This is a genomic window from Pantoea sp. BJ2, assembly GCF_040255075.1.
GTDB classification, from domain to species: domain Bacteria; phylum Pseudomonadota; class Gammaproteobacteria; order Enterobacterales; family Enterobacteriaceae; genus Pantoea; species Pantoea leporis.
Genome location: NZ_CP158292.1, coordinates 1,926,978 through 1,941,391, shown reverse-complemented (window position 1 = coordinate 1,941,391; position 14,414 = coordinate 1,926,978). Strand labels below are relative to the sequence as shown.

Below are 14,414 nucleotides of genomic sequence, written 5' to 3'. Positions count from 1 at the left end.
GGCACCTCAGGTTATTACGTCATGAGTAAGTCGGAATTAGCGGAACAGTTGAATCTTTTCTACCAGCACATTGGTGACGGCATCGTTGGCCGGCACAAGGAAATTACGCACGCTGTCGTTGACCTTGCCCTTTTCAAACGTCTGCTTGCAGTTCGCAACCCACTGCACATTCATCTCGGTGCCAACGTTGACTTTCTCAATCCCGCTGCGCACCGCAAGACGCATATCTTCATCGCTGACGCCGGTACCACCGTGCAGCACCAGCGGCGTTTTCGTGGCATCGGTAATTTCCGCCAGGCGCTGATGTTGAATATGGGCTTTACCGGTGTACAAGCCGTGCACCGTGCCGATGGAGATCGCCAGCATATCGACGCCGGTTTCATCGACAAAGCGTTTGGCTTCATCGACGGTGGTAAACGCCGCATCGTTCATTTCGACCTCTTTGCCATCTTCCGAACCGCCAATCGCGCCCAATTCCGCCTCAACCGAAACCGCCAGCGGGCGCGCCATATCAATAACACGGCGCGTATTGGCGATGTTCTCTTCAATCGGTAAATGTGAACCGTCATACATAATTGAACTGAAGCCCGCATCCAGCGCGGTTTGGATAGCGTCCAAATCCGAACAGTGATCGAGGTGCAAACAGGTCGGCACGTTACGGCTTTCCGACAATGAGCGAATCGCATCTACCAATAATTTATGTCCGAGATATTTGGCGGTTCCGGTTGAGATCTGAATCATTAATGGGCTATTCGTTTTCTCCGCTGCTTTAAAAAAGGCGGGCAACATTTCCAGGCAGTGCAAATTAAAGGAACCGAGCGCTTTAAATTCACGTTCTTTAGCCACCTGTAACAGATCGGTAAAGTTATAAAGTTTCATGGAGCTTTTCCTCATGGGATTTAGACTTGGTGGATTTTCCGTTAACAAACCAGGCGATGAGAGTAATAAAGGCGATAAACAGCGCGACGAACAGCCAGTTATTCTGGAATGCATGGCCGAGCACCAGGCCGGTACTGATGACATCCGAATCACTGAAGGTAACGCCGGTAAAACCGTAGCTTTCCAGCATCGGCACCAGAATCGCCGGCAGGAAGGTAATGAACAGACCGTGCACGAAACCGCCGATCATTGCGCCGCGACGCCCACCGAGCGCATTACCGAACACGCCAGCAGTGCCACCGGCAAAGAAGTTAGTCAGCAATCCTGGCAGAATCATCGCCAGACCAAACATCGGGAACACCAGCATGCCCACCACCGAACCCAGCGTGGTGGCGAGGAAGCCGACGATCACCGCGTTCGGGGCGTACGGGAACATCACCGGGCAGTCGAGCGCCGGTTTTGCATCCGGCACCAGACGCATGGCGATACCACGGAAAGCCGGCACCAGTTCGTTCAGCAACAGACGCACGCCGCTATACAGCACGAACACACCGCACACGAACTGAATCGACTGCATAAAGGCGTACATCAGGTAGTTCATGCCGTTGCTGTACTGGCCGATAAATTCCGGACCGGCGGCGACAGCAGGGATCAGGTACATCGGCACCATCACCACCGCCATCGACAGATAGGTGTCCTGCAGGAATTTAAAGTTATCGGGCAGTTTGAGATCTTCGGTGGAGCGCGACCCTTTGCCCACCACCTTTGCCACCGCCGCCGTCAGCAGATAGCCAATGGTGCAGAAGTGCCCGAGCGCCACGTCGTCAGAATCGGTGATGCGGCGCACCACCGGTTGGGCCAGTGCAGGCATCACCACCGCCATAATGCCGCCAAAAATGCCGCCGGTAAGGATCAGAGGTAAACCTGTCAGCCCCGCTTTATAGCCAATCACCGCACCGATGGTCGCCATCCACAGCAGTGCCTGTCCGGTAAGGAAGATGTATTTGAAAGGTGTCAGACGCGCAATGATGATGTTGACGATAAAGATCACCAACAGCGTCAGCGCCACTTCTGAACCCAGCTCGCGGTTTGCTAACCCGGCAATGGCGGCAACGTCGGTGATATAACCCTGCATGCCAAAGCCGTGGGTGAAAATGGTGTTCAGGAAGGTCAGCGTACCGACAATAATGTTAATACCGGCCATCATAATTAAGAAACCGAGCAGGGTTTTAAAGGTGCCTTCCACCACCTTGCCCGCCGATTTTTTTTGCAGTAGCAGACCAATCAGGGCAATAAAGGCGATCAGTATCGATGCCTGCCCCAATAAGTCTTTTACCAGGAAGTCGATGACACTATTCATGATTAGCAACCTTTAAGTTACGTTCTTTCATAAACGCCACGATTTTCTCTTCAATTTCTGCTTTGTCGGTCAGCTTATTGAGAATAATCACCCGCTTGATCTGTTCCGGGCTGGCATCGGCATTTAACACATCAGCAAAGGCTTTCTGAGTTAAAATCATGTCGGATTTAAAGGCGTTGGCTTCAGAAATGGTGGTGTGATCAATATCAGCATCAATTTCGAGTTTCTTTAATACTGACTTGGCGCTCATTTCAATCGCAAAGCTTGAACCCAAACCACATCCACAGACACATAATATTTTCAGCATGGCTATTTCCTCACAGAATTTGCAGTTGTTTAGCGAGTTTATAATGATGCCCTTCCGTATCGACCAGACGTTTTTTCATGCTTATTAAATCAATCGGAATCGGTCGATTACTGCCATTAATAATCACCGCTTTATTGCGCATTCCCGACTGAATACAACGCGCGACTTCACTGGCCATAATGGTGCCCTGATAAATCTCTTCACAGGTAGGATCGCCATTACGCAGGCCATAACCGATAATCGTTTTACGAATACGCACACCAATTAACGGTTCAATTTGTTTAATTAAGGTATCGATAGCGCCCTGAAAGCCCGGCGAATATTCACGGGTATAGCCTTCCGAGCACAAAATTATTACGCTGTTCTGCGCCGCCAGCCGCTGAGTGATGCGCTCCGCCAGCTCCTGCGGTGCAATCTGGCATTCCGGGATCAGCGCGAAATCGGCATTGGATTTAATCGCTGACTGCAAGGTTAATTCACCGCAATAACCGCCCAGCAGCTCCACCATAAATACACGACCGGTTAAGGCGCGGCCGGTATTACGTAACTTCGCCACCTCTTTTAACACCTGCTCACAGGCGGTGGAGAAACCGATGCTGTAATCACTGCCAAAGACATCGTTATCGATGGTCATGCCGACGCCAAAACAGTTGACACCAAATTCGCTCAGCGTATGCAGGAATTGTAATGAACCATCTCCGCCCGCCATAATTAATACATCGATGCGCAGCGATTTAAGATGTTTGGCGATCATCTCATATTCCGGGCGAATTAATTTCCTGCTGGTTCGTCCCGATTGCATCACCGGAATAGCGGCGATGGCGTAATCCACTAAATCACGTTGGGAAATTTCCTGATGATTGTTTTCCAGCAAGCCTGGAATACCACCATTAAATAACACCATTTCCGCTTGAGTTAAGCGCGATATTTGATACACAAAGTTATTAATCCCGGTGACATCGCCACCGCTGATCACCATGCCAATTCTCATTGTCATCATCCTTTATGCTGTACGTCTGGAATTCATTCTTCCGATTAACCGCATTGTTATTTGCAACGAATGTCACACTTTTGCGATGAATTTCCCGAGTGAGATAATTGACAGCATCCAACAAAGGCTTATTTTTGTGATATAAATCACATGGCATTTTTCACCTTAAAACCTTAATAACAAATAAAATCATAGGCTTATATTTATTTTGCGCAGTAAAATCAGCAAGCCAAATAAACGCACCCTTGGCGATTTTTATTTCGATCTATTTTGTGATTTCCCGCGCATTTTTATCGATTCCTGCCGATTATTCCGTAAAGTAAAAAGGGATAATGATTCCGTGCGTTATTTACGCGTCAGGGCCAGTGAATGATTGACTCAGTGCAGCTGCGCTTGTCCAATACCGTGGCAGATAAAGAATAAAGAAGAGAAAAATGAGCATGCAGAAGGATATGTTGCGGAAGTTGGCCGCGGTGGTGGGTGACAAACAGTTATTAACCCATGCGGATGATAAAGCCTGGTACATAAAGGGGTTCCGTGTCGGACGCGGTGACGCGCTGGCGGTGGCGTTACCGCAAACCTTGTTGCAGCTGTGGCAAACACTGCAGGTGTGCGTGGCGCACGATGTGATTGTGTTGATGCAGGCGTCAAATACCGGCGTCACCGGCGGCTCAACGCCTGACGGCAATGATTACGACCGCGATATCGTGATCATCAGCACCCGCCAGCTCAAAGGCGTGCAGGTGATCGATCAGGCGCGCCAGGTGATCGCCTTCCCCGGCACCACCTTGACTGAATTGGAACACACCTTACAGCCGCTCGGTCGAGAGCCGCACTCGGTGATTGGATCATCCTGCATCGGCGCGTCGGTGGTCGGCGGGATCTGTAATAATTCCGGTGGCTCGCTGATTCGGCGCGGCCCCGCGTTTACCGAAAAATCCTTGTTCGCCCGTATTCATAAGGATGGTCGCTTAGAGATGGTTAATCACCTCGGCATCGAGTTGGGCGACACGCCAGAAGTGATGCTGGCAAATCTCACGCAGCAGCAGTATCAAACCGGCGAGCAAGCCGATTGGCAGGGTAAAATCTGGGCCGATGACTACGCCGACCGCTTACGAGATGTGACCGCGGATTCCCCAGCACGCTTCAATGGCGATCTGCGCTACCTGCACGACAGCTCGGGCAGCGCCGGTAAAGTGGTGGTGTTCGCTGTACGCTTGCCCACCTTCGAAGCCAGCGCCGGCAGCGACACCTTCTACATCGGCACTAACGATGAGAACGTGCTGGTGGCGCTGCGCCGTTTCCTGCTAACCGAAATGAGCGAACTGCCGCTGCAGGCGGAATATATCCATCGCAATGCCTTCGATTTAACCGTGCGCTACGCCAAGCATATGTATCTGGCGATTCGCAAACTGGGCCCGCAGGCCATTCCGCAGATGATGGCCAATAAAGCCAAATGGGATGTGCGCGTCAGCCACCTGAAATTCCTGCCGCGCAATTTTGTTGATCGGGTGCTGCAATTCTTCAACCAGCTGACGCCGAGCTTTATCGCGCCGCGCATCATGGATTACCGCAGCGAGTATCAACATCATCTGATGATCAAAGTGGAGTCGCCGCAAACCGCCGAGTTGCAGAGTTTACTGCAGCAATTCTTTGCTGAGCAGCACGGCGGCTTTTTCCGCTGCAATACGCGTGAAGCGGCGGATGCGTTTTTGGTGCGTTTCGGCGTGGGCGGCTGCACCATTTCCTACTGCGACGCGCTGGGTTACAACCCCAACGAGCGGCTGGTAGCCTTCGACGTGGCGCTGCGCCGTAATGACGATGCATGGCGTTTGACGCTGCCCGATCATCTGGCGGCGCAGGTACAGGTTGATTCGTGTTGCGGGCACTTCTTCTGCTTCGTCAATCATCAGGATTACGTGCTGAAACCCGGCTACGACGTGAAAGTGTTTAAGGAAGAGGTGAAACGGTATCTGGAACAGCGCGGCGCGAAATATCCCGCCGAGCACAATGTCGGGCACCTTTATCAGGCGTCGTGTGAGCATGTCGCGCATTGGAAACAGCTTGATCCCACCAACAGCTGTAATCCAGGGATTGGTAAAACCAGTAAGAAGAAGTTTTGGCGGGAGATGTAGCAGCGGCAACCAAGTCGCCCTAAATGGCGCCCCTAGGAGATTTATGGGGAATTAATTCGCGTACGCTTCGGTTGAAATCGTATTTGTGAGCGAAAGTGACTTCACATAATCAATATCCGGATTGATTTCATAGCCCAAAAGCTATAACCTATCCCATAGCAAATAAGCTATGGGATGGCATTATGTGGGAAATATTAACAACGGATGTTTTTGATCAGTGGTTTATGGCACAAAGTGAAGCACTACGTGAAGACGTGTTAGCGGCGATGACGATTTTAGGAGAGATGGGACCACAACTTGGCCGCCCCTATGTCGATACATTAAAGGGTGGCGAATTCCCTAATCTGAAAGAGTTGCGCGTTCAGCACGCCGGTAAGCCCATCAGAGCCTTTTTCGCTTTTGATCCGGTGCGACGCGCTATCGTGTTATGCGCTGGAAATAAGACCGGTTTTAACCAAAAACAATTTTACCGAACGATGATTCGCCTCGCTGAAGTGGAATACTGCAAGCATTTGGCGCGGATGGAGGGATAAGATGGCTACTCTAAAAGAATTAATGCAAAAACAATCACCTGAAAGCCAGCAGCGCATCGCTGTGAAAGTCGAAATATTGCGCCAGGAGATTGCTTTAAGCCAGTTACGCGAAGAGCTCAACCTTTCGCAAACCGAACTGGCACGCACTATCGGCGTCTCGCAGCCCACGCTGGCAAAGATGGAAAATCCAGGCAACGATCCGCGCCTGTCCACATTGAAACGTTACGTCGCGGCATTGGGTGGCGAACTTCGTATCGACGTGACACTGCCCAACGGCAAAACCATCGCCTTTCAGCTTTGATTAACCAAAATCAACCAGCGATGCCGTTCGCGCAGCAGACGCTGATGCAGTTGCTGGAGCTGCTGCAGCGTCAGTGCCTGAATAGCCGCGCGATTGAGAGTGGCCAGGCCGTGCTGCTGGCGCAGGGTTTCGAGTGCGGCCTCGCCATTATCTTTGCTTGCGCATTGCGTCATTAAGCTTGCCTGCCATGCCGCCAGCTTTTGCGGCGAGATTGCCGCGATCTCGGCTACCATCTCACGCATAAAGCGTTTGCAGTGACCCAGCAGCGCACGCCAGGAGATATCCGGTGATTGCAGCGCCAGCATCAAGCCATCCACATCCGCCACCCGCTGATAGCGCGCCGACACCACATAGCCAATTTGCTGATCCACGCGCAACCGCTGGAAGAAGCGCGTTTCCAGCATTAGCGCCAGCACGCGTAAAGCGGCCAGGCTGGCATCATCGGCCTGCGGTAACGGCATAAACAGCAGCAGCGCCTGATCGCGCCCGTCGCAGGCGATGGGCACGATGCCGTGTTGCAGTCGTGCCGGCGGCGTGTCGCGCGCCAGATCCGGCGTAAAATCGCTGAGCAGATGCGCCACGCGCTGGCTTAATGCGGTATTGGTGCCGCACCATGCCGCCAGCCATTGCGGCGCGGGTAATGGCTTGATCAAGCGAGTGGGCAATGCGGCGAGCAATTGACGAATCACAATCGAAGGGGTATTCGCTGCGGGTTGCGCCAGCACCGGCGTGTTCAGCGCCTGTAATGCCTGATGCACGCTAAACAACGCACGCTCGGCGGATGCAGGCAGATTGAGCAGCAGCTGCCAGCTGGCATGCGTCTGTTGCCAGCTGCCGTTGCCACCCGCGTGGCGTAATTCCGCCAGCAACGGGCGTAACTGGCGCTGCCGCGCCTGAGCGTCTTCGTCACTCAAGGTCTGATAAAACGCCGGACGCAGCAGCAGCGTTTCAACCTCTTTTACCGGTGCAATCAGCGGCAACGGCTGCGCCACGGGCGGGAGACGAGGGAGCGGAACAGCGGCTGAAGCAGGATAGAAGTGAAACGCTGCGGGTTTGGTCGCAGCCAACGACGGCGGCAGCCACTCGGCCAGTTGCAAGGTAAAGCCCTGCGTGTGATGCGGTGCGCCGTCAATCTGTTGCTGCGTGAGCAGACGCGTGCGCGGACAATCTGGCAACGCTGCGGCAAAATCCGTGAAGTTGTCTGGCAGCGCGCAACCCGGCGCGAAGCCCAACGCCCGGCCGCGCAACTGTTCCAGCGGCGACAAGGTCGCGAAATCTTCCTGCGCGAGCTGTGCGTAGTGCTGCAGCTGAAGCGCCGTACATTCAGCTAACGCAGCCAGATGCTGCCAAACGCGTTGCTCAATCTGTTGCGCCTGCGCCGGGGAAATGCGCCTGGCGCTAAAGCGCAGCGCCAGTAACGCTTGTTGCTCATCTTGCCATAACCAATGCGCGTCAAAGGTTTCGCATAACGCCTCAGCGCGCAACTGCGCCAGCAAGCTGCCGGGCGCTTCGTCCTGCCAGAATGCTTTTAATAATGTGACATTGTCACGCACGGTCTGCTCATCGCCCGCCACCAACATCGTCAGCCAGAAATTTTCTTCACCGCCTGATAGCAGTAAACGATCGTCTTGCAACAGCGTAGCTTTAACAGCCGCAGCGCGTTCTCCACCTGCCAGCAAACTGCCGCCGAAGCGTGCCGCCAGCTGTTCGAGCTCATCCAGTGATTGCGGGCCTTGCAGCCAAAGTTCCATGTTTTCAGCGCAATACAGGCGGCTATGAAAGTCGCGTAATGCGGACTGCAACTCCGTGACATTGTCACTAAAAGCCTGCCGACTGCCGACTCGGAAGCGCTGGAAACGTCCCGGCAACTTATCCAGCACGGCAGCTTCACTCAGGGTGTCGGCATGGTTTTGCAGCAGTTGATACTCAGCCTCAATCACCGCCGTTTCCTGCTGAATGGCCTGCGCCGTCAGCAACGGTGACGCCAACATATCGCACAGCCGCGGCACGCCCGCTGACAACGCTGCGGCTGGGAGCTGAAAGAAATAGGCGCTGCGGCTCAACTGCGTGGTGGCGTTCACCTGGCCGCCCTGCTGCTGCAGCCAAGGCATCAGGCGATCGTCGCCGTGAAAAGCTTCGCTGCCGCAAAACAGCAGATGTTCCAGCAGATGTGCCAAACCCGGCCAGCGATCCGCTTCATCCAGACTGCCGGCCTGCACGCGCATCAGCGCCGCCGCCTCACGCGCGTCGGGCTGATGATAAAGATGGCAGCGCAGGCCGTTGGCGAGCGTGAGCTGGCGCGCGTGCATCAGGTGACGCGCTGCTTAAAGATCAGTTCGGAGTTGCTGCGATTGCGGAACTGCAGCTGCTGGATTTTGATGTCGCTGCAGTTGGCTTCACGTCGTGCTTCGAGGATCTTGCCGTGATGCGGCGATTTGCTGCACACCGGATCGGTGTTATCGGCATCGCCGGTCAGCATAAAGGCCTGACAGCGACAGCCGCCAAAGTCTTTCTCTTTTTCATCGCAGGAGCGACAGGGTTCCGGCATCCAGTCAAAGCCGCGATAGCGGTTAAAACCAAACGAGTTGTACCAGATATCGTCCAGCGTGCGCTCCAGCACCGACGGGAACGCAACCGGCAGCTGACGCGCGCTGTGGCACGGCAACGCGGTGCCGTCAGGCGTGACGCTGAGGAAGATCGATCCCCATCCGCCCATGCAGGGTTTCGGCCGCTCTTCGTAGTAATCCGGCGTCACGAACAGCAGATTGGTGAGATTGCCGCTGGCGCCCATGCGCTGACGATAATCGGCCACCACCGCTTCGGCGTTGGCGATCTGCTCGCGCGTCGGCAGCAATCCTTCACGATTGAGCTGCGCCCAGCCATAGAATTGGCAAGTCGCCAGCTCGACATCGTCGGCGTCCAGTTCGATACAGAGATCGATGATTTTGTCGATCTGGTCGATATTGTGGCGATGCAGCACGAAATTCAGCACCATCGGATAGCCGTGCGCTTTCACCGCTTTCGCCATCTCCAGCTTCTGCTGGAAGGCCTTTTTTGACCCGGCCAGCGCCGCGTTCAGCGTTTCATCGCTGGCCTGGAAGCTGATCTGGATATGATCGAGTCCGGCGTCGGCAAAGGCATCGAGTTTTTTCGCCGTCAGGCCGATGCCGGAGGTGATCAGGTTGGTGTAGAAACCGAGATCGCGCGCGGCGCGAATCAGCTCCGGCAGGTCCTTACGGGTTAGCGGTTCGCCGCCGGAAAAACCGAGCTGCACGCTGCCCATGGCGCGCGCCTGACGAAACACCTCAATCCACTGTTCGGTGGTCAGCTCTTTCTCCTGCTGGGAAAAATCCAGCGGATTGGAGCAATACGGACACTGCAGCGGGCAGCGATAGGTCAGTTCTGCCAGCAGCCACAGCGGTGGCGTCACGCTTTTACTCGGATTCACGACACTGTATCCATTTTTGTTCGATGGCGGATTGCAGGAACTCTTTGACGTCGTCGCCGACACCGCCCGCGTCCGGAAAACGCGCATCCAGCGTGGCAACGATCGCCGCCACATCCTGTTTGCCATCCACCAGTTCGAGGATCGCCACGGCGGTCTCGTTCAATTTGGCCATGCCTTCCGGATAGAGCACCACATGGCTATCCTGCGCCGCTTCCCACTGCATGCGGTAGCCGCGACGGAAAGCCGGAATCACATTATCTTTCATGTTGTTATACCAGTCTTGTGCTGTGCCAGGACACCTGATCGGTGACCGTATGATAAGGCGGACGTTGCAGCGCATACGCCATGGTCATGGCATCGAGCATGGTCCAGAGAATATCGAGTTTAAACTGCAGGATCTCCAGCATGCGGTTCTGCTGTTCGGCGCGGGTAAACACCTCAAGCGCCAGCGCCAGCCCATGCTCCACATCGCGGTTCGCCTGGCTCAAACGGCTGCGGAAGTAGAAATAGCCTTCCTCTTTGATCCACGGATAGTGCTGCGGCCAGCTGTCGAGACGCGACTGATGAATCTGCGGCGCAAACAGCTCGGTGAGCGAGCTACAGGCCGCTTCCTGCCAGTTAGCACGGCGCGCGAAGTTCACGTAGGCGTCCACCGCAAAACGCACGCCCGGCAGCACCAGCTTCTCTGACAGCAACACGTCACGTTCCAGCCCCACCGCCTCACCCAACTGCAGCCAGGCTTCAATCCCGCCTTCGTGACCGTTGCTGCCGTCGTGATCGAGAATGCGCTGTACCCATTTACGCCGCGTCGCCGCGTCCGGGCAATTCGCCATGATCGCCGCATCTTTCAGCGGAATATTGGTTTGATAGTAGAAGCGGTTCGCCACCCAACCCTGAATCTGCTCGCGCGTCGCCTCGCCATTGTGCATGGCAATGTGATACGGGTGATGTATGTGGTAGAACGCGCCTTTATCGCGCAGCGCCTGCTCAAACGCGGCGGGCGATAATGCTTCAGTGATGATCACGATGCAAACTCCTGCAGATGGATCGCCATGCCATCCCAACTCACTTCAATGCCCTGCTGCGTCAAATAGGCGCGCTGCGGCGATTGCTCATTAAGGATCGGATTGGTGTTGTTAATGTGAATCAAAATCTTGCGTTTGGCCGGCAGCGCAGCCAGCAACGCCATTAAACCTTGTTCTTCGGCCAACGCTAAGTGGCCCATCGCTTTGCCGGTATTTTTGCCAACGCCGGTGGCGAGCAGCTCGTCGTCCTGCCACACCGTGCCATCAATCAACAGGCAATCGGCTTTTTGCAGCCACGGCATGATCACCGCATCCGGCTCGCCGAGTCCCGGCGCGTAGAGCAGCGTTTGGCCGTTGGCGGTGTTTTCAATGAACAGCGCCACGTTGTGGCCCGGCAGCGGGCGATCGCGATACGGCGAATACGGCGGCGCGTTGCTGAGAATCGGAATCGCGGTGAACTGCAAACTGTGGCAGACATCGACGCGGAACGGCTCCAGCGGCGTTAATGCATGATGCTGCAAGCCGCCATTCCAGTGCTGCAACATGGTGAAAATCGGGAAGCCGCTGGTGAGATCGCCATGCACTTCCGGCGTGCACCACACCTGATGCGGACAGCCTTCGCGCAGGCTCAACAAGCCAGTGGTGTGATCGATTTGGCTGTCGGTGAGAATGATGCTGCCAATCGCCGTGCCGCGCAGCACACCCTTTTTGATCAGTTCTGGCGTGTGGGCAATTTGCTGGCTGATGTCCGGCGAGGCGTTGCACAGCACCCAATCTTCACCGTTGTCGCTGACAATGATTGAAGATTGGGTGCGCGCCTGCGCCTGAATGCTGCCGTTACGCAGGCCGCTGCAATTGGCGCAGTTACAGTTCCACTGCGGGAAGCCGCCGCCCGCCGCTGAACCGAGGACTTTAATAAACATGAACGTTGACCAAAGAGAGAAAACAAAATGCCCGCACGAACGGCGGGCAGAAGTCTTAGCGGTTGGAGATGTACAGAGTCACTTCCAGGCCCAGACGCAGGTCAATAAACGCAGGTTTTTTCCACATAATGGTCTTCCTCATAAAACAAAAACGCAGAGAGATCTCTGCTGAAGAGGATTGCGGCTGTGACTTAGATCACATCGCAATCCGTACGCGCGCAGATGTTGCGCCAATGTAGCGAGCAGATCAACCCTGATTCGGTAAGGGAATGGTGCTAATCCTGCCAAATTTGTTGCAACACGCGCTGCCAGTTGCCCCATGCGAGCTGCTCAAGAGCTGTTTGATCGTAGTCGAACGAACGCAACAACGCATAAAGATGCGGTAATCCGCTCACGTCTTTCAGCGCCTCAGGCACGCTGATGCCATCAAAATCGGAGCCCAGCGCCACATGATCGCGGCCCATTATCGCGATCAGGTGCTCAACATGTTTAACAATTTCGATCAATGCGGTATCGCTGTCGCGTTTTCCGTCGCTGCGCAGAAAAGCGTTGCCAAAATTCACGCCCACCACGCCGCCGCTGTCGCGGATGGCGCGCAGCTGATCGTCGGTCAGATTGCGCGGCTGCGCGCAGAGCGCGTGCGCATTGGAGTGCGTCGCCACCAGCGGCGCGGTTGACAGGCGCGCGGTGTCCCAAAAGGCTTTCTCGTTCATGTGCGACATATCGATCAGCATGCGATGGCGATTGGCAGCGGCGATCAGCTGCTCACCTTGTTCGGTCAAACCTGGCCCGCTGTCCGGTGAGTTGGGGAATGATCCGCTGACGCCTGCGCCAAAGCGATTGGGCAGATTCCAGAACGGCCCGATGCTGCGCACGCCCGCCTGGTAAAACGCATCAAGCGCTTCACCCTCGCCATCAAACCCGTCTGCGCCCTCAATATGCGCCACCAGCGCCAGCACGCCGTCAGCGCGACAGGCGGCAATGTCAGCGGTGTTAAGGCATAACCGCGCCCGCCCTTCAGATTGCGCCGCCAGCGTTTTCAGGATGTCGAGCTGCTGCCAGAGAATCGTCAGCGGATCGAGATTTTCCTCAGCTCGCTGCGGCGCGACCTCTTTGACATAGCGCGCTGGCGGGACGAACATCGCGAACAGCCCACCGGCAAAACCGCCCTGCTGCATGCGCGGAAAATCGAGGTGGCCCTTTTCGATGCCGTGAAAAAAGGCCTGCGCCGGATCATCGCGATGATGCAGCCACAGATTGAGAAGCAGGTCGTTATGACCGTCGAAGGTTTTTAGCAACATGAGGGGTTCTTTGACGAAACAACATGGCGCCATGCTACGCGCGCGCTGCTGTTTCGCCAAATGCGGGCGCACAAAGGGTTAGTTCTGCGCAACCTTTAAGCCGTGATAAAAAGTCGGTTTCACATCAAGATGCTGCTGGATCAAACCGTATTTCTGGTAGAAATCGGCGGTCTCCTGCTGCTGGCCGATGGTAGCATCATCAATGCTCTGCCAGTGCGATTTGCGACGTGAGAAGGATTTCGCCGCCGCCTCTTTCGGGAAACCGATGATTTTTGCCAGTGTGGTCGAGTACTCATCGACATGGCTGTTGGCCCAGCGATCGGCGACGGCTAAGCGATTGACGTAATCCTGCAGCGCCGCGCGTTTGGCTCCATCGTTTAGCGCGGCGTCGGTGGCGGCGAGGAAGCTGTTGCCACTGGACAGGCCAACGCCGTTCACCAGCACGCGTCCGGTGTGGGTCACTTCCGCCAGCGCGGTATAAGGATCCCACGTTGACCAGGCATCCACCGAACCGTTTGCCAGCGCGATGCGCGCATCCGCCGGCGTTAAGAAGCGCCAGTTAACCTCTTTATCGCTGACGCCCGCTTGCTCCAGCGCTTTGAGCGCCTCATAGTGACCAATCGATCCGCGTCCGGTAGCGATGCTTTTGCCCTTTAGCTCCGCAACGGTTTTGATGGGCGAATCCGGGCTGACCAGCACCGCCAATCCTTCGGGTACCGATTTGCTCACCGCCACCGCTTTCACCTGCGAACCGGCCGCCAGCGAGAACAGCAGCGGCGCATCGCCGATAATACCGGCATCCACCGCACCGGCATTTAGCGCTTCCGCCAGCGGTGCCGCCGCCGGGAACTCGGCCCATTCGATTTTATAATTGAGGTTGTTCAACTGCTGCGCCGCTTCCATTTCGGCGTGCATATTTCCCTTTTGATCGGCAATGCGCAGCGTCACGGTTTCTGCCGTCGCCGCGCCGCTGGCTGTCACGATTAATAGTGCCAAAGCTGCTCTTTTCATTGTGTTTTATCCCATCGCGCAAAACCCCAGCCTAACCCGCACGCGCCAAATGACCGATGCCGATTTCGCATGAGATATGCCGCGTGGCGCATAAAGACTGTGCATGCAATCACCGCAATTATCGTAGCGGCGCAATTTATTGCGCAATGACGGGAGGAGCGCGGTGTCGCCTGAAAAATGCGCGATTAATCGCGCCGCTA

General features: G+C 55.4%; 15 protein-coding genes. 3 read left to right on the top strand and 12 right to left on the bottom strand.

Annotation, left to right across the window (positions count from 1 at the left end; genetic code table 11):
* Positions 1-36: 36 nt before the first annotated feature.
* Genes AAF463_RS08975 through AAF463_RS08960 form a run of 4 tightly spaced genes read right to left on the bottom strand, consistent with a single transcriptional unit; the run spans position 37 to position 3,537 of the window.
* Positions 37-879 carry a class II fructose-bisphosphate aldolase gene (locus AAF463_RS08975; RefSeq protein WP_101764478.1) on the bottom strand — a complete coding sequence of 281 codons (843 nt, stop codon included), beginning with the start codon at positions 877-879 and terminating at the stop codon, positions 37-39.
* On the bottom strand, positions 866-2,239 hold the full coding sequence (locus AAF463_RS08970; protein ID WP_008110085.1) for a PTS sugar transporter subunit IIC: 1,374 nt from the start codon (positions 2,237-2,239) through the stop codon (positions 866-868). Before AAF463_RS08970 ends, AAF463_RS08975 begins: the two co-directional genes overlap by 14 nt.
* Complete coding sequence (locus AAF463_RS08965) at positions 2,232-2,546, bottom strand: PTS sugar transporter subunit IIB (protein WP_008110086.1); 315 nt, start codon at positions 2,544-2,546, stop codon at positions 2,232-2,234. Before AAF463_RS08965 ends, AAF463_RS08970 begins: the two co-directional genes overlap by 8 nt.
* A gap of 10 nt (positions 2,547-2,556) precedes the next feature.
* Positions 2,557-3,537, bottom strand: coding sequence for a 6-phosphofructokinase (locus tag AAF463_RS08960; protein ID WP_101764479.1), 981 nt, complete (start codon positions 3,535-3,537; stop codon positions 2,557-2,559).
* A gap of 434 nt (positions 3,538-3,971) precedes the next feature.
* On the opposite strand from AAF463_RS08960, the gene dld reads away from it, so the two are divergent.
* The 3 genes from dld to AAF463_RS08945 all read left to right on the top strand — a co-directional run bounded on the left by dld (position 3,972) and on the right by AAF463_RS08945 (position 6,506).
* A complete protein-coding gene (gene dld / locus AAF463_RS08955; protein WP_350261894.1) occupies positions 3,972-5,672 on the top strand; it encodes a D-lactate dehydrogenase in 1,701 nt (566 codons plus the stop codon).
* Positions 5,673-5,854: 182 nt separating this feature from the next.
* A complete protein-coding gene (locus tag AAF463_RS08950) occupies positions 5,855-6,205 on the top strand; it encodes a type II toxin-antitoxin system RelE/ParE family toxin (protein ID WP_350261893.1) in 351 nt (116 codons plus the stop codon).
* Between the two features lies 1 nt (position 6,206).
* Positions 6,207-6,506, top strand: a complete 300-nt coding sequence (locus tag AAF463_RS08945; RefSeq protein ID WP_137385728.1) for a helix-turn-helix transcriptional regulator — start codon at positions 6,207-6,209, stop codon at positions 6,504-6,506.
* Here AAF463_RS08945 and pqqF read toward each other — a convergent pair.
* From pqqF to AAF463_RS08905, 8 genes are all read right to left on the bottom strand, one after another.
* A complete protein-coding gene (gene pqqF / locus AAF463_RS08940) occupies positions 6,497-8,815 on the bottom strand; it encodes a pyrroloquinoline quinone biosynthesis protein PqqF (protein WP_350261892.1) in 2,319 nt (772 codons plus the stop codon). The genes AAF463_RS08945 and pqqF overlap by 10 nt on opposite strands.
* A complete protein-coding gene (gene pqqE, locus AAF463_RS08935; RefSeq protein ID WP_350261891.1) occupies positions 8,815-9,954 on the bottom strand; it encodes a pyrroloquinoline quinone biosynthesis protein PqqE in 1,140 nt (379 codons plus the stop codon). The genes pqqF and pqqE overlap by 1 nt, the downstream gene beginning before the upstream one ends.
* Positions 9,941-10,219: a pyrroloquinoline quinone biosynthesis peptide chaperone PqqD gene (gene pqqD, locus AAF463_RS08930; RefSeq protein WP_350261890.1), complete on the bottom strand. Its 279-nt coding sequence runs from the start codon at positions 10,217-10,219 to the stop codon at positions 9,941-9,943. The genes pqqE and pqqD overlap by 14 nt, the downstream gene beginning before the upstream one ends.
* Before the next feature lie 4 nt (positions 10,220-10,223).
* Positions 10,224-10,979, bottom strand: a complete 756-nt coding sequence (gene pqqC, locus AAF463_RS08925) for a pyrroloquinoline-quinone synthase PqqC (RefSeq protein ID WP_101764483.1) — start codon at positions 10,977-10,979, stop codon at positions 10,224-10,226.
* Complete coding sequence (pqqB, locus tag AAF463_RS08920; protein WP_061720123.1) at positions 10,976-11,902, bottom strand: pyrroloquinoline quinone biosynthesis protein PqqB; 927 nt, start codon at positions 11,900-11,902, stop codon at positions 10,976-10,978. Before pqqB ends, pqqC begins: the two co-directional genes overlap by 4 nt.
* Before the next feature lie 55 nt (positions 11,903-11,957).
* The gene (gene pqqA / locus AAF463_RS08915; protein ID WP_002905689.1) at positions 11,958-12,029 is read right to left on the bottom strand and encodes a pyrroloquinoline quinone precursor peptide PqqA; all 72 of its coding nucleotides are present in this window, start codon (positions 12,027-12,029) and stop codon (positions 11,958-11,960) included.
* Positions 12,030-12,177: 148 nt separating this feature from the next.
* The gene (locus AAF463_RS08910) at positions 12,178-13,203 is read right to left on the bottom strand and encodes a dipeptidase (protein WP_350261889.1); all 1,026 of its coding nucleotides are present in this window, start codon (positions 13,201-13,203) and stop codon (positions 12,178-12,180) included.
* A 78-nt stretch (positions 13,204-13,281) separates the two neighbouring features.
* Positions 13,282-14,214, bottom strand: a complete 933-nt coding sequence (locus tag AAF463_RS08905; RefSeq protein ID WP_350261888.1) for an ABC transporter substrate-binding protein — start codon at positions 14,212-14,214, stop codon at positions 13,282-13,284.
* Between the last annotated feature and the right edge of the window lie 200 nt (positions 14,215-14,414).